An 18470-nucleotide genomic window follows, 5' to 3' on the forward strand; every position below is an offset into this window, starting at 1 on the left:
TAATTTTTCTCATTTTTCACTATAAATATTATCTTCCGCCTCTTATCCATCCGCCTCCGAGAAGTCTTTCACCCTCGTAAAACACACACGCCTGCCCTTTTGCAACACCTAAAACCGGTTCATAAAAGTTCACAACAGCTTTGCTTTTGCTTTCCATTTTCACAACAGCCGGCATTTTCGGTGCTCTGTATCTTATTTTGGCTTCACATTCAAATGTTTTTTCATCAATAAAAAGATTTACGCCTTTTAAAAACACCTGTTTTTTTTCAAGATCCTTTTTATCTCCGACAATAAGGGTATTGCTTTTGGCGTCTATGCCTATTACATACTGAGGCTTATGTGATTTAAAAAGTGTAAATCCTTTTCTCTGACCCACGGTATAATACGGATACCCTTTGTGGAGACCTATTTTATGGCCTCTTTTGTTTACAACTTTTCCTTTTCTTTCCGGATTAAAATGAAGTTTGAGTACATCCGTATAACTCGTATCTATAAAACATATATCCTGGGATTCTTTCTGGCTTGCAAATTCGTCAAGCCCAATTTCCGAAGCCAGCTTTTTGATTTCATCTTTTGTATATTCTCCTAAAGGAAACAGGATTTTAGGAAGAATCTCTTTTTTTATTCCGAAAAGAAAATAGCTCTGGTCTTTGCTTTCGTCTTTTGCCTGATATAAAAACTCTCCGTCGTTTCTGACATAATGGCCGGTAGCCGCCAAATCACACCCATATTTTTCTAAAAAATTCATAAAAATACCGAATTTTATTTTAATATTGCACATTGCACACGGATTTGGCGTAATACCGTTTTTGTAACTTTCAATAAAATATTCGTATACCTCTTTTTTAAATTCATCCTGAACGTCTTCAACGACATATTCAAAATTCAGCTTTTTTGAAAGTTTTTCTATTTTTGCAAGATTTTCGGAATGATTAACACCTTCATGCATTTTCATATATATACCTAAAACATCATATCCCTGCTCTTTTAAAAGATATACGCTCATTGCGCTGTCAACACCCCCGCTGACACCCACCAATACTTTTTTATTTTTTAATTTCTCATTCTTCATTATTTAAAAAACTCCTTCATAAAAAACGTAGAACAGTCTATATTTCCAAAAGCACTGTCAAGTCTTTGAAACAGTTTAGGCTCTTTTTCTTCCATATCTTTAAGCCACTGTTTGATTTCATTTCTTACATAAGGCGTTTTAGCCTGATCGGCTTCGTTAAATGCTAGACAGCTTGATTCTCCGTCTATTATAGGAAAATCGTTTCGATCACTCATATACTGTATCCATTTTTCCCTAACCTTTATTAAAGGCCTTATAACTTCTATTTCGTTGTAGGCTTTGTATTTAGGAGGCATAGAGCGCATCATTCCGTTATAAAACATACTCATAAAGAAAGTTTCCACCGCATCGTCGAAATGATGCCCGAGCGCTATTTTATTGTATCCGAGCTCCAACGCTTTGGTATAAAGAGCACCTCTTCTCATTCTGGCGCAAAATCCGCATGCACTGCTCCCGGGACGTTTCTTTTCTTCCAAAATTTCAAGTATCGGTGTTTGATATATAATATATTCTATTCCGAATTCTTTACAGTGTTTAACTAAAGGAGAATAATCTATTCCGGTTCCCGCATCTATAGTAACGGCTAAAAGATCAAATTTAAAAGGGGCGATTAGCTGCATTCTTTTAAGAACATGAAGTAAAACGAAACTGTCTTTACCGCCGCTGAAAGCGACCATTACACGGTCGCCTTCTTTTATCAGATCAAACTCTCCGTTCGCACGCCCGGCAAATTTAGTGACTTTTTTTGAAAAATATATATCTTTTATAGGGTTTTTCATTTTCTCTTTATTTTTTTCCTTTTCCAACAATTACTCTTTAGTCTTTTTAATTTATTTTATAAGCTGTCCGTCACTGTAAAGCTGTCCTTTTTTATATTCAAGATTTAACACAACCTTTCCGTTTTTTTTCTTAGCCAAAGCAAATAAAAATGCGCTTCTTGGAACCATATTCATAATCAGATTCGCTATTTGAGGAGTTGTAGTCAAATCAAGTTTTATATCTACAAAATCAATATTTTTGCTGTTAACTTTCGCTCTAAAGTTTTTAGTTGGTAAAAATTTAATATTAAGCCCTAAATTGTATCCGCCCAAGTCTCTTTGCATAACTTTTGCGTCTTTTAGGCTGCTGTTAACATTTATATTGAAACCTTTTTCAAAAATTTTATCCAGATATTGTTCCTGTTCGTCTTTAGGAGCTTTTGCCAGCTGCTCAAGAATTTTTGTTTCAATACCGTTAATCTGGGCTTTTACATCAAATTTCTGGGCATTTGCCATATTCGGAACATCCAGACTGTCAAATCCTAATGAAGAATGTACGGTAACTTCTTTTGAAAGCAGCGTTTTGGTTGTTGAATAAACGTTCTGAACCTGAAGTTTAAATCTGTTTATATTCACATCGACATCGAAATTCGTTTTTGAATAAGTGCTTTTTTCATTGCCTTCGAAATGGTTTTTGAAATTTTTAATTTCAAAATATCCTTTTTTGTCTTTTATATATATTTCTTTTATATTCAGACTGTTTTTAATCAGTTTTCCGTTTTTAAACGTTCCTTTTATATTTTTGATACCTATATCCGCTTTGTCTTTTATGACGATATCATCGAATTTATATGCATAATCCCTGAAATTAGGCGTTGTGACGACAAATTTAATATATTTTTGCAAGAAAGGGTTTATTTTGCTTTCAAGATTTTTATACTGGTCGCTTAAAACGACTTGATCCAGTTTTCCAAGAAACAGTACATTCGTTACCGGCAGGTTTTTGAATTTTGTTTCGATATGCAGTTTTATCTCTTTTATTACTCCGTTGTCGTTTAAAAGTTTTGAAGGTATGCTTACTTCTAGAACTTTGTCTGTTTGAAGATAAGTACTTTTGTCTTTTACCACATTAATGCTTATGCCCTTCGATCTTAAATCATTAAGCATCTGGTTGTATCTTGAATTCATAAGTTTGCCGAATATAAACGGAGTCGCCGCTATCAATACGGCAAACGTTATGAACATTACTATTAATTTATTTTTATTCATTTAATTTCCTTTAACATATTTACTAAAAATTTTGCACTGACTTTGCTCGATTCTTCCAAAAATTCATCAAAATCCACACCCGCACCTTCTTCAGCGGTATCGCTGATGGCTCTTAGCATAAAAAACGGCACCTGTTCGTTCCAGCATACACACCCTACGGCACCGCCTTCCATTTCAATTGCACTTGCCCCGAATACTTCTTTTATCCACTCTTTTTTTTCTTTTGAATGGATAAACTGATCGCCGCTTGCGATAATTCCCGTTTTGAGTTTTATACCCATCTCATCCGCAACTTTTTTAGCAAGATTTATCAGATTTACATTACAGTCAAAATATATTTCACTCTCAGGTATAAATCCGTGCTTATATCCGAATACCGTAAGATCAACGTCATGCTGACACACATGCGTTGCTGTTATAAGATCTCCTATTTTCAAATCCTCGTCTATACCTCCGGCGACGCCGCTGAAAAGCAAAACGTCTACTCCGAACTTTTCTATCATCACAGTTGCCGTAATCGAAGCGTTCACTTTGCCTATTTTACTATATGCCAATACAATATTTTTACCGTTAAATTCCGCAATATAATAAGTATTGTTTGCGTGCTCTTTTTTTTCTTTAATATGCATATACTCCAAAATAGGCTCAAGCTCCTCAACCATTGCGCACATTATTCCAATCATCAGCTTTTCCTTAAAAAATATTTTTGCGTAACTGTCAGGCTATGGTTAAGCTCGCATTCTATTATCTGTTCTTCAAAATAATCAGCTTTTATTTCAACCTCTCCTTTAGGATTGACAACCCTGCTTCCTCCCCAGAATCCCAAACCGTCTTCAAAACCTACCCTGTTGCAAAAAACGATATAAGCACCGCTTAGTATAGCCATTGACTTTAAAAGAGCGTCCCACTGCTCCTCTATCAACAGCTTACCCTCACTAAATTCTCTTGCGGGAGAAGCGGCTATTACGATAATCAAATCAGGCTTGTGTTCCGATACGAAATCCATAGCGTCTCCGCTAAATACATCTTCACAAACAAACATAGCAGTTTTACCGGCTTTAGAGTCAAATACGCTAAAACTTTCCCCGGAAAAAAAGAATCTCCCTTCTTCAAAAACTCCGTAAGTAGGAAGATGCACTTTATTGTGAATATGTAAATCTTTGCCTAAATATAAAGCGCTGTTGAATATTTTTCCGTCTTTTTTTATAGCCGCGCCTAAAACCACATCTTTATCAAACTTTAAATTTTTAAAATAATCCAAACTGAAAGAATCTTCCAATAAAGCGTCTTTTATTTTATATCCGTTCATTGAAAGTTCCGGAAAAACGACAAGATCGGCATCTGTTCCGGAGATATACTCCAGATGTTTTTCCAGATTTTCCGGAGACAGTTTCGGAGCTATCTGTGCAAGAGCTATTTTCATATTTTTTCCCTGAATGTTAATTTAATTACTTAATGAACCGATTACTTTTTCCAAACTCGCCATGTCAGTTATCGGAAGAGTCTTTTTCTTTGTGATTTTTCTGTTTATACCCATTAACACTTTACCTCCGAATTCTACAAACACGCCGGCGTCATTTTCATAATTTTTAATTGACTGTTTATACAATACCGGTTTTGTAAGCTGTACAGGAAGTACTTCAAGAGCTTCAGCTTTTGTATTATACGCTTTAGCCGTTACATTGCTTACTACGTCTTTAAATTTATCTTTCAGCGCTTCCGCCAAAAGCTCTTTTAAAGGAGCGCTCGCACTCTCAAGTAAAGGACAGTGACTCGCCACGCTCATATTTAAAAGCATTGCTCTTTTTGCGCCTTTTTCTTTTAGTACAGGTTCAAGTTTTTCCAAATCTTCTCTTATTCCGGCTAATACTAGCTGACCGTCACTGTTGTAATTTGCAGGCCAGACTTGAAGATTGGATTCTTTACATATATTTTCTATTGTTTCGTCATCCAGACCCAATACAACCATCATAGAACCGACTTTATCCCTGAAAGCCGCATTCATAAGCTTACCTCTTTCATGTACAAGCTTTACAGCATCTGCTAAATCAATCGCACCGGCAGAATAAAGCGCGCTAAATTCCCCTAAAGAATGTCCTAAAGAAAACGCATAATCAAAATCTGCGCTGTTTTTAAACAATTCGTATGCTATTGCGGAATACATTAAAATTGCAGGCTGAGTATATTCGGTTTTATTTAAATCTTCGTTTTCTTCAAACATGAGTTTTTTAAAATCAATTTTTACCGAATCGCTTGCAAGTTCAAACATCTCTTTTGCAACTGCCGAATTTTCATAAAAATCTTTACCCATTCCGACAAACTGGCTTCCCTGTCCCGGAAACAATAAACCTATTTTCATTATCACCCTTTTTTACTAAAATTATATCATATAGGATAGAAATGGTTTTAATTTTAAAATATATAAACATAAAATCATAATTAAGTGCCGATATCAAACTAAATAAACAGATTATAAAAATTAAGATAATGGAAGAATAAGATACTTAGCGCCAGACACCAATATAAAACAAAAAAAGAAAAAAGAGAGGGATTAGTGGCATCCGCATCCTGTACCGCATCCGCATCCCTGACCTTGCTCTCCACCTGCAAGCTCTTCTAATGTTGCATCTCTTTTGCTGACAACTTTAACATCAAATGTTAAATCTTCACCTGCTAGAGGATGATTATAATCGATAGTTACGTTTTTATCGTCAAAATCTACAACAGTTACTGCAATAGTCTGTCCGTCAGGAGATTGTCCGTAAAGAGTCATTCCTTTTTGTAAATCAATCCCTTCGAACTGTTCTTTAGGAAGAGTCTCAACCCACTCTTCATTTCTCTGACCGTAAGCTTCGTCTGCTTTTACAGTTACAGTTTTTTCTTCTCCTACTTCCATACCTTCAACTTCTTTTTCAAGTCCCGGGATAATTTGGTTTTGTCCTGCTATAAATTCAAGAGGAGCCTGTCCTTTATTAGAGTCAACTACTTCACCTTTTGAGTTCTTAACCGTATATTCAATTCCGTATACTTTTGCCATTGTAATCCTTTAAAATTTTACGCAGTATAACATAATCTTATAATTTTTCCAACTCTTTTTTAGCTAAAGCCGCATATTTTGATTTAGGAAAATCCAAAACAAGCTTTTTAAATGTAAGTTTGGCGTTTTTGGTCTGTTTAAGTTTTAAGAATGATATTCCCGTATGATATAACAGTCTGTCAGTAAATGATGTTTTCTTCGGATAAAGTGAAATGCTTTTTTTATAATATGCCAAAGCTTCTTTATAATGTCCCTGTTTATAGGCTATTTCACCTAAATAATAAGACGAAGTGGCAGGCAGATGTCTTTTTTGAAGTGAGTATAAAAACAGATCTTTTGCTTTATTCAGTTCACCTTTAAAGTAAAGTTTTTTTGCTTTTTCGAAAGCTTCTTTAGGATTCAACTGTTTAGTCTGCTGATTTAATTTTTTCAGCTGGTCTAGAATAACCTGTATGGAATTGCTTAAATTTTGAAAATTTTCATTTTGTATTTTTGTAATTTCTTCAATCGTTTTTTTTATAGCTTTATTCTGCTCTTCCAGATTAGAAACTCTCTGCTCTAAATCTGAAATTTTATTTTTCATATCTGTTAAATTGGTATCGTTCAATTCTTTTTTAATATTTTCTATAGAAAGTTTAGCTGCATCTATTTCACTTAGTATGGTATTAAAAGATGAAAGTTTATTGCTCAAATCTGAAATAGTCTGATCGTATTCCACAAATTTCTGTGCAAGCTTAGATTTAAAATTTTCAAGTTCAGTTTTTAAACTGCTGATTAATTTGCTGTTTTTTTGAATGTTCTTTTTATTTTGAAGTATTGCTTTTTCCTGAGGTGTAAGCCCGTAAGGATTTGGAGAGTTTAAATTACCTGCGCCAAATGGATTGACATCGGCTAATAACAATACCGGGATAAGAAAAAAAAGTTTTTTCATACAATTCCTTTTTTAAGGAATTGTACACTATTTATGGAAGATATGTAAAATTATCTCTTCTGTTTTTTCTCCAGCACCATTTAGCATGTGCGGTACATACAGGATTTAATTCCCCATAACTGATAATTGTAAGTTTTTTAGGGTCTACACCTAATTTGATTAAAGCGTTTTTAACAGAGTTGGCTCTTTTTAAACCTAAAGCATAGTTGTATTCTTCTGTACCCCACTCGTCACAGTTACCTTCAATTCTTACAGTGTAATTTGCAGGATTGCTTTTAATAAGTTTTGCAAGTTCTTCAACTTTCGGCCATTGGTCAGGTCTGATATTGTATTTGTCAAAGTCAAAATAAACAACAATATTAGCAAGTTTTTTAGCAAATTTTTGATTTGCTGTTACTGTTATTTTAGTACCTTCGCCTATAGTCTGTTCTTCAACGTTTGCATTTTGAGTATTTACAGTTTCATTGCCGGTTGCAGTTGCACTGTTTTGGTTTGCATTCTGAGTGTTAGCTGTTTGAGCAGTCTGTTCAGTTTGAGTTGCATTTTCAAGATTCGGCTGCTTTGAACATCCTGTGATCATGAGTAACGCTGCTACTCCTGTTGCGATTAGTAATTTTTTCTTCATTTCTTCTCCTTTATTTTACCAATCAAACGATTGTAATATTTTTGGCAGTGGATAATAAAAAACTTTGTTTTCATTTAATCGTATTATACCAATTTTTGAATAAAAATTTTCTCTTTTTATAAACATTATAGAATTTCCATCTACAGAAAAATTAGGAAAACTGTTTTGTCCTTTAAAAGTAAGTCTTTTTAAAGAATCATCCTGTTTATTAATCAAAAACAGGTTAAACGTATTTTTTGAAAACGCATTGCTGGTTTCTCTTGTACTTATTACAAGATAATTTTTATATGCATCTACACCTACCTGGTTTTTACCGTGATAAAGCACCCTTTGTACTATTCCGTTATCAAGGTTTTTGCTAAACACCATAGGCATTCCGTATCTGTCGGAAACAAATACTATTTTATCTTTGCCCCAAAACTTTCCGTTTACGTCTATTCCGTTATAATTAGTTAGCTTCGTAAGTTTTTTTGTGGCGATATCATATTCATATACATCAGGCTGCCCTTCAGGTGCAAGAGTCAGCAGCAGCTTATCTCCCTTTACATCAGAAACAATGAGCATTCCCTGGGAAGTCAGTATTTTTTCTCTTTTTCCCGTTCTTAAATTAAGTCTGTATAAAGTCGGAAGTCTACCGAGTTTTGTATAATAAATCACATTCTGCTTAACGTCCGCCCATTTAGGGAAAATATTAAGCCCTCCGCTGATTATTCTTTTTTTATATGAAAGAGTGTAATCCGCAAGATAAATATTTGCCTGTTTAGGTGCCACAAGCATAGAATAAATAACTTTTCTGATTAAAAACTTAGCATGAGGCAGTCCAAAATATTCATTAATATCATAAACAGCTTTATGAACTAAAAACGGAAAATAGGCGTAACTGTTTGATTTATATATTTTTTCTACTTTAAGAGCATTCTTTTCATAATATTTTACTTTTAACGTCTTGTTTTGATAAGTGAAATCAAATCTGTATGTAGCGTTATTGTCTTGATTGATCACATAATTAAAATGATCAAGAACCGTTAAATCCATTTTTAAAATTTTTAAAACGTTTTTATCGCCCGTATATGTAATTTCTATTTTCGGTTTTTCGTTAAAATACTTTGTTATTACTAATTCGTTCGCAAAAACACTAATTGTCAACAAAATACTTAGTATAATTTTTTTAATCATTGCTTACCTTTGATTGGAATAATACTGTTATATTAAAATTTTTATCAAACTTTACTTTTTTTATTTCATTTATCAGCATTGTCTGTTTTGAAACAGGCAGATTGCTGTCTAATATATTAACTTCTACATTCCCGTTCATAGACTGTATGTTAATTTTAGCATATTCGCTGGGAATTGTAGAAATATCATACCATATTGAATAAAGCTTTTGTGAAATAATGTCGTTTATTTCGTCTTTAGTCAATTTTTTACCGCTGTTCTGCACAAAATTAACTTCAACACTAATTTTTTTAATTTTTTTAAGATTTCTTTCTATTCCTCTAAATCTGCTCATATCTAGCTGCTTTTTCTGAACTATTTTTTTAGTTTCAACATTATAATCCACATTTTTAAATATATCATTAAATCCTATGTCCTGCCCCCCGTGGGTCATGTTAGTTTTAGAGCCTGATTTTTTAACTTTTTTAGGTGTTTTCTTTATTTTAGAAACAATTTTTTTCTTTATTTTTTTTGACTGTTTTTTAGCGTTGGAGTTAATTTTTGCCTTTTTGGCAATTATTGCAGTATGTATATAAACTTTTTTTTCCGGCTTAGGTTTTGGAAAAAGAAAAAAGAGAAAAAAAATAACTATCAGTCCGTAAACGATTACGGTCAGAATAAAAGAAACAGCTATTTTCATCTAGTTAACAGCCCTATTTGAGTAAATCCTGTTTTTACCACCGCTGCGTAAACTTTCATAAAAGTTTTATATTTAATGTTTTTGTCCGCTGCAATATAAACAAGAGAATTTTTATTGAAATTACCGTATTTAAGATTGAATTCCTCTAAAAAATTTTTAAGTGGAATTTCTTCTTTATTTACCTTTACTATACCTTTTGCATTTATGGTAATTGTAATTGTCGGTTTTTTTGCAGCAGGTGTAGTTTCGCTGCCTTTTGGCAGATTAACTGTTTTTTCCTGATAAGTGCTTACCGTCACCGATACCATAAGTATAGCAAGCAGTACTAGCATAATATCTACAAAAGGAGTAATATTTAATTCTGGCTTTTTCATTTGCTTAAATAAAAATCCTTTTGCATTGTTAATACACTTATCAAATCTTCAACTTTTTTGCTTAGTATCTGATGAAACGAATACGCGGGCACCGCTACTATAATACCTACAGCAGTTGCTACTAAAGCATCCGCTATTGCAGGAGCAATCATATTAATAGTAGTCACGCTCTGCATAGAAGAAAACGCAGTTAGTATTCCTATAACTGTTCCAAACAGACCTATAAACGGTGCTGTGGATGCAACTATACCTAAAAACGTTATTCCGCTCTCAGCGCTGCTTTTTGCAGCTTGTATACATGCGTCAAATGTAAGTGAGTTTATGTTTTCAGTTTTATCTATACATCTTTTAAGTGATGAAACACCTGAAATGTTTCCGCTCATAAGTAAAGCATTTAATGATTCTTTTTCTTTTTTTATCCAAGAAGACAATCCTATAAATTTGTAGAAAAATATGAAGAATACAAAAAATAGATAAATCCCAAGCCACCCTAAAACAACAATGTTTATAGGGTTGCTTAAGATTTTAGATATTTCTGGCAGCACTTTCTATCTTTGCCTCAACAGATGCAACAAGAACATCGCTGTTTGCCGCATCACGAATAAGTTTTTTAGCTTTCTCTATCGCTTCTGCAATATCTCCGGCTTTTTCACCTGAAACAGGCTGGGCGCCGTCTACTAATACGTTTACGTGATCAGGCGTAACTTCTACGTAACCTGTATTAATAGCAATAATTTCTTCACTGCCGTCTTCTTTTTTAACAGTAATTACTCCCGGCTGTAAAGTAGTCATTAAAGGTGCGTGTCCTTCAAGGACACCAAATTCACCTTCAATTCCCGGAAAATATGCTTCTTTTATTTCACCCTCGTATATTCTTCCAAGAGGTGTAACAATATCAAGTTTCATTTGCTTCCTTTAGCTTTGAGCCTTCATTTTTTCAGCTTTTTCTTTAGCTTCGTCTAAATCACCTACCATGTAGAATGCATTTTCCGGTAAGTCGTCAACTTTACCTTCAAGAATTTCTTTAAATCCTGCAATTGTTTTATTAAGTTCTACATATCTTCCGTCTGCTCCGGTAAACACTTTTGCAACGAAGAACGGTTGTGATAAGAATTTCTCAATTTTTCTTGCTCTTGCAACAGTTAACTTATCTTCTTCGCTAAGTTCGTCCATACCAAGGATCGCAATAATATCTTGTAAATCTTTATATTTTTGTAATACTTCCTGAACACCCCTTGCTACTTTGTAGTGCTCTTCACCTACGATTTGAGGATCAAGAATTCTACTTGTTGAATCAAGCGGGTCAACTGCCGGGTAAATACCTTTTTCAGCAATTTTTCTGTTAAGTACTGTTGTTGAATCCAAGTGTGCGAATACGCTTGCCGGTGCCGGGTCAGTCAAGTCGTCAGCCGGTACGTAAACAGCCTGGATAGACGTAATACTTCCTTTTTTAGTAGAAGTAATTCTTTCTTGTAATTTACCCATTTCAGTAGCAAGTGTAGGCTGATAACCAACCGCACTTGGAATTCTTCCAAGAAGCGCTGACATTTCCGCACCCGCCTGAGCAAATCTGAATATGTTGTCGATGAACATAAGTACGTCTCTTCCTTCTTCGTCCCTGAAGTATTCAGCCATTGTAAGACCTGTCATCGCAACTCTGTTTCTACATCCCGGAGGTTCGTTCATCTGACCGTAGCACAGTGCAACTTTGTCAAGAACCCCTGATTCTTTCATTTCATGGTAAAGGTCGTTACCTTCTCTTGTTCTTTCACCAACCCCTGCAAATACAGAGTAACCGCTGTGTTTATATGCAACGTTGTGGATAAGTTCCATAATAATAACCGTTTTACCAACTCCGGCACCACCGAATAGACCAGTTTTACCACCTTTCATGTAAGGACATAGAAGGTCTACAACTTTAATACCGGTTTCGAATACTTCCATTTTAGTTGACTGCTCTTCAAACGGAGGAGCGTCTCTATGGATTGACCATCTCGGTGTATCAGCAGGAACTTCTTCACCGCCGTCAATTACGTCACCTGTTACGTTGAAAATTCTACCAAGAACAGCTTCACCGACAGGTACTTTAATAGGAGCGCCAGTAGCTACTACTTTTTCTCCTCTTGTAAGACCGTCAGTCAAATCCATTGCAATTGTTCTAACGATATGATCACCGATTTGTGCAGCAACCTCTAATACAACTTTTTTCTTCTCACCATTTGCTTCAAATTCCACATAAAGCGCTTCGTTTATCGCCGGAATATCTCCTTCAAATTCTACGTCAACTACAGGACCTAAAATTTGTAATACTTTACCTTCCATTTTACTCCTTTACTTTTTCATTGCTTCTATTGCAGTAACGATTTCGATAAGTTCTCTTGTTACAGCTTCTTGTCTTGCTTTGTTAAATTCCAGTGTCAACTGATGTACCATTTCTTTTGCGTTGTTAGTCGCAGCATCCATTGCCTGCATTCTCGCACTGTGCTCTGCTGCTAATGAATCTAAAAGCGCATAATAAAGTGAATACTCAATATATTTTTTAACTAAAGTTTCCAAAATTGTTTCATAATCGTTATCAGGTTCAACTTCTAAAAAGTCTTGAGAATCATTAACATCCACTTCAATCGGTAAAAGTTCTTTTACATAAACCTGCTGTGTAAGTTTATTTACATAACCGTTGTGTATTGTAATAATATTATCGATTTCTTCGTTTACGAAATCTTGATAACTCTGTTCAATCAGCTCAGCTGCTTTTTCGTAATTAGGCTGAGCGCTTAGTCCAACAATTTCTTCATACATTTCAATGCCGACGAATTTGAAATATTCTATCGCTTTTTTACCGATTACTTTAAGTCTTATTTTAACTTTTTTTTCTTTAAGCTCTTCAATTAATGCAATCGTTTTTTTAATTGTCTGAATATTGAATCCACCGCACAGACCTTTATCAGCTGTAATTACAAGCACGTCTACTTTTTCAACATTATCTATTTTAGCAAATGCTCTTAACTCAATAGAGTCTTTAACGCTTGCAAGTTTTGCTGAGATCTCATGCATAACTTCATCAATTTTTTTAGCATATTCTCTAGAGCGAAGAATTGCTTCTTCCGCTCTTTTAAGTTTAGCGGTAGAAACAAGTTTCATCGCCCTTGTTGTTTTTTGAGTGTTTTTAACACTGCTTATTTTTTGTTTTAGCTCTTTTAAAGTTGCCATTTATTATCCTTCGAACCCAGCCTTAAACTCTTCTAATGCTTTTTTAAGTAGTTCTTCAGTTTCATCGTCTAGTTTTTTCTTAGTTCTGATGCTTTCAAAAATCTGTGGATATTTAGTTTCGATGAACGGATATAACTCATCTTCAAATCTTCTGATTGATTTAGTATCGATATCATCTAAATATCCTCTTGTACCAGCGTAAATAATTACAACTTGTTTTTCAACTGGCAGCGGTGAATATGCCGGCTGTTTTAGAATTTCAACAAGTCTTTCACCTCTTTCAAGCTGTTTTCTACTTGCTTCATCAAGGTCACTTGCAAATTGTGAGAATGCTTCAAGCTCTCTGAACTGCGCAAGGTCAAGTCTTAAGTTTCCGGCAACTTGTTTCATTGCTTTAATCTGAGCGGCACCACCAACCCTTGATACTGAAAGACCAACGTTAATCGCAGGTCTGATACCTTTGTTGAAAAGGTTAGTTTCAAGGAAAATCTGACCGTCAGTAATTGAAATTACGTTTGTCGGAATATAAGCAGCAACGTCACCACCTTTAGTTTCGATAATTGGTAAAGCTGTTAAACTTCCCGCACCAAGCTCATCGTTAAGTTTAGCTGCTCTTTCAAGTAATCTACTGTGTAGGTAGAATACGTCACCTGGATATGCTTCCCTTCCCGGAGGTCTTCTTAGAAGTAATGACATTTCTCTGTACGCATCTGCGTGTTTAGATAAATCATCGTAAACGATAAGAGCATGTCTTCCGTTATCTCTGAAATATTCACCCATTGTAACACCGGCATATGGCGCTAAGAATTTAAGTGAAGCAGCTTCAGATGCAGAAGCGTTAACAACGATTGTGTAATCCATTGCACCGTGCTCTTCAAGAATTCTAACGATGTTAGCAACAGTTGACTGTTTTTGACCTACTGCAACATAAATACAAATAACATCTTCATTTTTCTGGTTAAGAATAGTATCTAGTGCAACTGTAGTTTTACCAGTTTGTCTGTCCCCAATAATAAGCTCTCTTTGCCCTCTACCGATAGGAACAAGCGCATCGATTGCTTTAAGACCAGTTTGAAGAGGCTCATGAACAGATTTTCTTGCCATAATTCCAGGCGCTTTTTCTTCTACATATCTGTATTCAGTAGCTTCAATAGGTCCTTTACCGTCAATCGGTTCACCAAGCGCGTTTACAACTCTTCCTATTAACGCTTCACCAACAGGTACTGAGATTAGTTTACCAAGTCTTTTAACTGAACTTCCTTCAGTAATGTCTGTACCTTTTCCAAGTACAACCACACCAACGTTGTCAGCTTCAAGGTTGAATACCAAACCTTTTTCACCAGTTTCAAATTCAACCATTTCACCGGCCATTACGTTTGTAAGACCGTATACCTTAGCGATACCGTCAGCTGAGTAAATTACTTTACCAACTTCTTCTACGTCTACTTTTAAGTCGTAGTTTTCAATTCTTTCCTTGATTATCGAAGTGATTTCTTGTACCACTTATACTCCTTTCTTTTAGATTGCTTTTAAAATATTGTTTATTAAATCAGATTTGATTTTATCTTCACTGAGTGCAACTTCAACGTTTAAGATATCTACGAAAACTTTTATTCCGTTTATATCTTTTTCGTCCAATTGAAGTTTAATTGTCGCATTGAATTTTTGAGACAATTTAGCTTCAATTTTTTTTAACGTGTTTTCGCTCACTTTACCCTCAACTACACCTGCGTAAGTATTAAAATGTCTGGAAACTTTTTCATATAAAGAAGTATGTATCTCTTTAAAAAGGTCTTCTCTTTTGTTTTCAAGAATAATTCTTAAAAAATTTAAAAATTTCGGATTGTCATACTCGGCGATTTTTGCCAAAGTATTAATTTTTTCATCTATGCTTAAAAGAGGAGATTTAACGATTAAAATAAATTTTGGATCTTTAGCAACTGATGCGATTCTAGCAACAGCTTCATAAGCGGGTGCTATTTCGTCTTCATTTAAAGATGCCAAAAACGCCTTTGTATATTTTTCAACTACCATTATGCTACCTTTAATACAAGTTTAGCTGCGTCTTCGCTTGAAAGATGTACGTCTTTAAGAACATCTTCAAGGAAAGCTTTAATTGCTTCTCTTTTAGCTTTTCTGATTTCGGCAAGCTTAGCTTCTTCAAAATGTTTTTCCATTATTTCAAGTTCAGTTTTAGTGTCTTCAATAATTTTGCTGTAAATTAATTCTGCTTCTTTTTTAGCATCTTCAACTATTTCCGTAGCTTTGATTTTTGCTTCTTCAAGTTTTGCTTTAAGCTCTTCTTTTCTCTGTTTAGCTTCTTTTAATTTGTTTTCAACTTCTTGGAATTTATTTGCGATTTCTTCTTTTCTGTTTCTAAAAAACGCAATAACTTTGTTTCCAACCAAGTACCATAATATTGCAACGAAGATTAAAAAGTTAATCGTTCTGGCAACTATATCAGTACCTCCTGCAGCAGCTTCGTTTGCAAAAAGCATACTGCTTAACAGTGCAACTAAAAACAACGCTTTTTTCATGCCGCATTCCTTATTTTGTTTTCAACCAATGTTTTGATTTCTTCTTTAGAACCAGCAAGTTCTGAAAGAATTCTTTCTTTTTCAGCCTGAATTTCTTTTGCAAGCTCTTCTTTGGCAGCTTCAATTTCAGCTAATCTTTTTGCTTTCATTTCTGCCGCTTCAGCCTGAGCTTTGGCTCTTGCTTCATCTCTGATCTCTTTAGCCTCTTTTTTTGCTTTGGCAAGAACTTTTTGAATCTCTTCTTCAAGTTCTTTAGTGTCTTCAGTATTGGCGTTTATCATTTCAAGAGATTTTCTTAATTTTTCTTCTCTTTCATCCATAAATTTAACCAACGGTTCAAACAGCCAAATTTTCAGTAAAATCAGCGTTACCAGGAAAATACCGGCTTCAATAAGCATCACACCTATATTAAGGTCAAGCATTAATTCTCCTTTTTTTGGAATTTTAACATAAATTTAACCGATTAGATTTAAAAGTTTTTCTAATTTTTTCAAATCTTTGTTATTTTTAAATCTAATTTTCAGCGAATCTTTGTTAATTTCAACTTTTAATCCGATTTTTTTAAATTTCTCCGCAAGTACGACAACTCTTTTATCCAGCTCGAAATCTTCTTTTTCTTTTGCAGGATTTTTAAGTCTCTGAATAAGTTTCTCGGTATCGCGCACGTTTAATGATTTTTTTTCAATTTCATCTATAACTTTTTTTAATAATTCGTCATCAAGTCCTAATAAAACTTTAGCGTGCCCTACGCTTAAAACGCCTCTTTTAATCTTGTCATGCACAAATTCAGGTAAATTTAAAATTCTGAGTAAATTTGTAACATAACTTCTGCTTTTAGAAATTGCGTTAGCCAGTTCTTCATGAGTATAGCCGTGCTCTTCTATAAGACTTTGCAGCGAATATGCCACTTCAATAGGATTTAAATCTTCTCTTTGAATATTTTCGATTAACGCGTATTCTCTTAAATCATCTTTTGAATAATCGACAACTATTGCTTTAATAAGCTCTTCGCCTAGAAGTTTGGTAGCTCTGAGTCTTCTTTCACCGGCAACCAGAATATAGCCGTCTCCGTCTTTTATAAGAACTATCGGCTGTAAAAGACCGTATTTTTTGATTGAATCGGCAAGTTCCTCAATCGCCTCTTGATTAAATTCGCGTCTCGGCTGATAAGGGTTTGTTTTGATTTTTGAAATTTCTATTTCTTCAACGCCTCCGCTAGGCAGCTCTTTTAAATAACCAGCTTCGGCATCTTCTAAAATCGAGCTTAAGCCTCTTCCTAATCTTTTCATTGTTCGGATTCCTCTATTATGGTTTTTGCAAGCAGTTCGTAAGCTAATGCACCTGAGCTTTTAATATCGTATAAAATAACCGGTTTTCCGAAACTAGGCGCCTCGGCAAGTCTGACGTTTCTTGGTATATAAATGTATTTTCCGCTTTTTTTATTTTTGAAAAGTTTGCTTGAGTAATGATTGATAAGATCCTGAAAAACCTGTTTTGAGAGGTTGTTGCTTTTGCTAAACATTGTAGGAAGCAGACCTTTTATTTTTAGTCGTGGATTTTTGGTTCTTTGTACGAGTTTAATGGTATTTAATAGCTGTGCAAGCCCTTCGAGTGCAAAAAATTCCGTCTGTATAGGGATAATAACGCTGTCACTGGCACTTAAAGCGTTAATCGTTATAGTCCCCAGCATCGGCGGAGTGTCTATTATTATGTAATCGTAATCTTCTTTAAGCTCTTTTATTCTTTCTTTAAGAGTAAGTTCTTTTTTATCAAGATATTCGCTCTCTTTCTCAATACCGGCCAAACCTATATTAGAAGGCACCAGATCAAGAGTCGGAATAAGCGTGTTTAATATAGTGTCGTTTATGTCTTTGCTTCCGATTAAGACATGATAAAGACTGTATTCATAATCACTTCTTAAAAAACCTAGTGAAGAAGTCGCATTCGCCTGCGGATCTGCATCAATTAATAAAACTTTTTTTTCGGTAATCGCAATTGAAGCGGCTAAGTTCACAGCCGTAGTAGTCTTACCTACCCCTCCCTTTTGATTAGCTACAGATATTATTTCTATCATCGCTTTGAATATATCCTTTTTTTATTATTTTCTATGCTTCCGTCCTCGGCTAAAACGCCTTCTATTGAAAAAATATTTTTATATTTTTCAAACTCTCTTTTGAATTCTATAAATACAGTATCCCAACCTCTTATTTTTTCAAAGTTAGAAAAAAATCTTTTAAGAATTTTATCATTTTTTAATTCAATATCCAAACTTCCGAATTCATCTTCAGGAGCAAAGCGCGTATTTAACCCTATTCCGCAGATAATATAATTATTTATTATATTTGTAATCACTCCGCCTATTTTTTTCGGTTTATTCCGTATTAAATAAATATCGTTTGGCCATTTCATTACCGCTTTGCTTCCGAGTTCATTTAAAGTTTTTTTGAATATCCAGCCGAAATATATTGACAGACTCTGCAAAGGCACATCTTCAAACTTTTCCTTTTCAAACGCAAAAGAAAAAAAGAGATTTCCTTTTTTTCCTTTCCAGACATTTCCTCTGCTGCCTATGCCGTCAGTCTGCAGTTCCGTCCATACGCATACGGGCGGAAAAAGCTCTTCTTTTTTTATTTTTTCAATTAGATATTTTTGAGTTGAATCTATTTTTTCCAAATATATATATTTAAGTGGAGAGTAAGTAGTATGTAGTGTGTAGTTTTCGGTATTCAGTTTACAATTTACAGTTCTTTGGTTTATATTGATTTTAAATTGTTTTTTTTTCATTTCCTATCTTTCTTTTTC

The 18470-nt window shown here is 34.4% G+C and carries 23 protein-coding genes; all 23 read right to left on the bottom strand.

Going from position 1 to position 18470, the window contains the following annotated elements:
* Window positions 1–28: 28 nt before the first annotated feature.
* The 23 genes from mnmA to ACZ5EP_RS06135 all read right to left on the bottom strand — a co-directional run bounded on the left by mnmA (window position 29) and on the right by ACZ5EP_RS06135 (window position 18452).
* Window positions 29–1072 (bottom strand): tRNA 2-thiouridine(34) synthase MnmA, encoded by a 1044-nt coding sequence (gene mnmA, locus ACZ5EP_RS06025; RefSeq protein ID WP_464508387.1) that lies wholly within the window; start codon window positions 1070–1072, stop codon window positions 29–31.
* Window positions 1072–1851 (bottom strand): tRNA 2-thiocytidine biosynthesis TtcA family protein, encoded by a 780-nt coding sequence (locus tag ACZ5EP_RS06030; RefSeq protein WP_464508388.1) that lies wholly within the window; start codon window positions 1849–1851, stop codon window positions 1072–1074. Before ACZ5EP_RS06030 ends, mnmA begins: the two co-directional genes overlap by 1 nt.
* A 51-nt stretch (window positions 1852–1902) precedes the next feature.
* Window positions 1903–3099 carry a YdgA family protein gene (locus ACZ5EP_RS06035; RefSeq protein WP_464508389.1) on the bottom strand — a complete coding sequence of 399 codons (1197 nt, stop codon included), beginning with the start codon at window positions 3097–3099 and terminating at the stop codon, window positions 1903–1905.
* The gene (locus ACZ5EP_RS06040; protein WP_464508390.1) at window positions 3096–3782 is read right to left on the bottom strand and encodes a 5'-methylthioadenosine/adenosylhomocysteine nucleosidase; all 687 of its coding nucleotides are present in this window, start codon (window positions 3780–3782) and stop codon (window positions 3096–3098) included. The genes ACZ5EP_RS06035 and ACZ5EP_RS06040 overlap by 4 nt, the downstream gene beginning before the upstream one ends.
* Entirely contained in the window at window positions 3782–4522 is a 741-nt protein-coding gene (locus ACZ5EP_RS06045) for a nitrilase-related carbon-nitrogen hydrolase (RefSeq protein ID WP_464508391.1), read from the bottom strand. The genes ACZ5EP_RS06040 and ACZ5EP_RS06045 overlap by 1 nt, the downstream gene beginning before the upstream one ends.
* Window positions 4523–4543: 21 nt before the next feature.
* Window positions 4544–5458, bottom strand: coding sequence for an ACP S-malonyltransferase (gene fabD / locus ACZ5EP_RS06050; protein WP_464508392.1), 915 nt, complete (start codon window positions 5456–5458; stop codon window positions 4544–4546).
* A gap of 192 nt (window positions 5459–5650) precedes the next feature.
* Window positions 5651–6136 (bottom strand): FKBP-type peptidyl-prolyl cis-trans isomerase, encoded by a 486-nt coding sequence (locus tag ACZ5EP_RS06055; RefSeq protein WP_127679432.1) that lies wholly within the window; start codon window positions 6134–6136, stop codon window positions 5651–5653.
* A gap of 37 nt (window positions 6137–6173) precedes the next feature.
* The gene (locus ACZ5EP_RS06060) at window positions 6174–7067 is read right to left on the bottom strand and encodes a tetratricopeptide repeat protein (protein ID WP_127679431.1); all 894 of its coding nucleotides are present in this window, start codon (window positions 7065–7067) and stop codon (window positions 6174–6176) included.
* Window positions 7068–7098: 31 nt separating this feature from the next.
* Window positions 7099–7692: an OmpA family protein gene (locus tag ACZ5EP_RS06065; protein WP_127679430.1), complete on the bottom strand. Its 594-nt coding sequence runs from the start codon at window positions 7690–7692 to the stop codon at window positions 7099–7101.
* Window positions 7693–7707: 15 nt separating this feature from the next.
* Window positions 7708–8868, bottom strand: coding sequence for a Tol-Pal system protein TolB (gene tolB / locus ACZ5EP_RS06070; protein ID WP_464508393.1), 1161 nt, complete (start codon window positions 8866–8868; stop codon window positions 7708–7710).
* The gene (locus ACZ5EP_RS06075; RefSeq protein ID WP_464508394.1) at window positions 8861–9547 is read right to left on the bottom strand and encodes a hypothetical protein; all 687 of its coding nucleotides are present in this window, start codon (window positions 9545–9547) and stop codon (window positions 8861–8863) included. The genes tolB and ACZ5EP_RS06075 overlap by 8 nt, the downstream gene beginning before the upstream one ends.
* Window positions 9544–9921, bottom strand: a complete 378-nt coding sequence (locus ACZ5EP_RS06080; RefSeq protein ID WP_127679427.1) for an ExbD/TolR family protein — start codon at window positions 9919–9921, stop codon at window positions 9544–9546. The genes ACZ5EP_RS06075 and ACZ5EP_RS06080 overlap by 4 nt, the downstream gene beginning before the upstream one ends.
* Entirely contained in the window at window positions 9918–10466 is a 549-nt protein-coding gene (locus ACZ5EP_RS06085; protein ID WP_464508395.1) for a MotA/TolQ/ExbB proton channel family protein, read from the bottom strand. Before ACZ5EP_RS06085 ends, ACZ5EP_RS06080 begins: the two co-directional genes overlap by 4 nt.
* Entirely contained in the window at window positions 10447–10827 is a 381-nt protein-coding gene (gene atpC, locus ACZ5EP_RS06090; RefSeq protein WP_127679425.1) for an ATP synthase F1 subunit epsilon, read from the bottom strand. The genes ACZ5EP_RS06085 and atpC overlap by 20 nt, the downstream gene beginning before the upstream one ends.
* Window positions 10828–10836: 9 nt before the next feature.
* Window positions 10837–12243 (bottom strand): F0F1 ATP synthase subunit beta, encoded by a 1407-nt coding sequence (gene atpD / locus ACZ5EP_RS06095; protein WP_127679424.1) that lies wholly within the window; start codon window positions 12241–12243, stop codon window positions 10837–10839.
* Window positions 12244–12252: 9 nt separating this feature from the next.
* On the bottom strand, window positions 12253–13131 hold the full coding sequence (gene atpG, locus ACZ5EP_RS06100; protein ID WP_464508396.1) for an ATP synthase F1 subunit gamma: 879 nt from the start codon (window positions 13129–13131) through the stop codon (window positions 12253–12255).
* Window positions 13132–13134: 3 nt separating this feature from the next.
* A complete protein-coding gene (gene atpA / locus ACZ5EP_RS06105) occupies window positions 13135–14634 on the bottom strand; it encodes a F0F1 ATP synthase subunit alpha (protein WP_015902281.1) in 1500 nt (499 codons plus the stop codon).
* Window positions 14635–14649: 15 nt separating this feature from the next.
* A complete protein-coding gene (locus tag ACZ5EP_RS06110; RefSeq protein ID WP_464508397.1) occupies window positions 14650–15165 on the bottom strand; it encodes a F0F1 ATP synthase subunit delta in 516 nt (171 codons plus the stop codon).
* Window positions 15165–15668 carry a F0F1 ATP synthase subunit B family protein gene (locus ACZ5EP_RS06115; protein ID WP_127679420.1) on the bottom strand — a complete coding sequence of 168 codons (504 nt, stop codon included), beginning with the start codon at window positions 15666–15668 and terminating at the stop codon, window positions 15165–15167. Before ACZ5EP_RS06115 ends, ACZ5EP_RS06110 begins: the two co-directional genes overlap by 1 nt.
* Window positions 15665–16090: a F0F1 ATP synthase subunit B family protein gene (locus ACZ5EP_RS06120; protein ID WP_127679419.1), complete on the bottom strand. Its 426-nt coding sequence runs from the start codon at window positions 16088–16090 to the stop codon at window positions 15665–15667. The genes ACZ5EP_RS06115 and ACZ5EP_RS06120 overlap by 4 nt, the downstream gene beginning before the upstream one ends.
* 33 nt (window positions 16091–16123) lie before the next feature.
* Window positions 16124–16957, bottom strand: coding sequence for a ParB/RepB/Spo0J family partition protein (locus ACZ5EP_RS06125; protein ID WP_464508398.1), 834 nt, complete (start codon window positions 16955–16957; stop codon window positions 16124–16126).
* Complete coding sequence (locus tag ACZ5EP_RS06130; RefSeq protein ID WP_127679417.1) at window positions 16954–17742, bottom strand: ParA family protein; 789 nt, start codon at window positions 17740–17742, stop codon at window positions 16954–16956. The genes ACZ5EP_RS06125 and ACZ5EP_RS06130 overlap by 4 nt, the downstream gene beginning before the upstream one ends.
* Window positions 17739–18452 (bottom strand): biotin--[acetyl-CoA-carboxylase] ligase, encoded by a 714-nt coding sequence (locus tag ACZ5EP_RS06135; RefSeq protein ID WP_464508399.1) that lies wholly within the window; start codon window positions 18450–18452, stop codon window positions 17739–17741. Before ACZ5EP_RS06135 ends, ACZ5EP_RS06130 begins: the two co-directional genes overlap by 4 nt.
* Between the last annotated feature and the right edge of the window lie 18 nt (window positions 18453–18470).

It is taken from the genome of Nautilia abyssi (assembly GCF_055388085.1).

Bases quoted from the DNA above. Each gene is read 5' to 3' on its own strand.
- mnmA (WP_464508387.1), bottom strand. From the start codon at position 1,072: ATGAAGAATGAGAAATTAAAAAATAAAAAAGTATTGGTGGGTGTCAGC.
- ACZ5EP_RS06030 (WP_464508388.1), bottom strand. From the start codon at position 1,851: ATGAAAAACCCTATAAAAGATATATATTTTTCAAAAAAAGTCACTAAA.
- ACZ5EP_RS06035 (WP_464508389.1), bottom strand. From the start codon at position 3,099: ATGAATAAAAATAAATTAATAGTAATGTTCATAACGTTTGCCGTATTG.
- ACZ5EP_RS06040 (WP_464508390.1), bottom strand. From the start codon at position 3,782: ATGATTGGAATAATGTGCGCAATGGTTGAGGAGCTTGAGCCTATTTTG.
- ACZ5EP_RS06045 (WP_464508391.1), bottom strand. From the start codon at position 4,522: ATGAAAATAGCTCTTGCACAGATAGCTCCGAAACTGTCTCCGGAAAAT.
- fabD (WP_464508392.1), bottom strand. From the start codon at position 5,458: ATGAAAATAGGTTTATTGTTTCCGGGACAGGGAAGCCAGTTTGTCGGA.
- ACZ5EP_RS06055 (WP_127679432.1), bottom strand. From the start codon at position 6,136: ATGGCAAAAGTATACGGAATTGAATATACGGTTAAGAACTCAAAAGGT.
- ACZ5EP_RS06060 (WP_127679431.1), bottom strand. From the start codon at position 7,067: ATGAAAAAACTTTTTTTTCTTATCCCGGTATTGTTATTAGCCGATGTC.
- ACZ5EP_RS06065 (WP_127679430.1), bottom strand. From the start codon at position 7,692: ATGAAGAAAAAATTACTAATCGCAACAGGAGTAGCAGCGTTACTCATG.
- tolB (WP_464508393.1), bottom strand. From the start codon at position 8,868: ATGATTAAAAAAATTATACTAAGTATTTTGTTGACAATTAGTGTTTTT.
- ACZ5EP_RS06075 (WP_464508394.1), bottom strand. From the start codon at position 9,547: ATGAAAATAGCTGTTTCTTTTATTCTGACCGTAATCGTTTACGGACTG.
- ACZ5EP_RS06080 (WP_127679427.1), bottom strand. From the start codon at position 9,921: ATGAAAAAGCCAGAATTAAATATTACTCCTTTTGTAGATATTATGCTA.
- atpC (WP_127679425.1), bottom strand. From the start codon at position 10,827: ATGAAACTTGATATTGTTACACCTCTTGGAAGAATATACGAGGGTGAA.
- atpD (WP_127679424.1), bottom strand. From the start codon at position 12,243: ATGGAAGGTAAAGTATTACAAATTTTAGGTCCTGTAGTTGACGTAGAA.
- atpG (WP_464508396.1), bottom strand. From the start codon at position 13,131: ATGGCAACTTTAAAAGAGCTAAAACAAAAAATAAGCAGTGTTAAAAAC.
- ACZ5EP_RS06110 (WP_464508397.1), bottom strand. From the start codon at position 15,165: ATGGTAGTTGAAAAATATACAAAGGCGTTTTTGGCATCTTTAAATGAA.
- ACZ5EP_RS06115 (WP_127679420.1), bottom strand. From the start codon at position 15,668: ATGAAAAAAGCGTTGTTTTTAGTTGCACTGTTAAGCAGTATGCTTTTT.
- ACZ5EP_RS06120 (WP_127679419.1), bottom strand. From the start codon at position 16,090: ATGCTTGACCTTAATATAGGTGTGATGCTTATTGAAGCCGGTATTTTC.
- ACZ5EP_RS06125 (WP_464508398.1), bottom strand. From the start codon at position 16,957: ATGAAAAGATTAGGAAGAGGCTTAAGCTCGATTTTAGAAGATGCCGAA.
- ACZ5EP_RS06130 (WP_127679417.1), bottom strand. From the start codon at position 17,742: ATGATAGAAATAATATCTGTAGCTAATCAAAAGGGAGGGGTAGGTAAG.
- ACZ5EP_RS06135 (WP_464508399.1), bottom strand. From the start codon at position 18,452: ATGAAAAAAAAACAATTTAAAATCAATATAAACCAAAGAACTGTAAAT.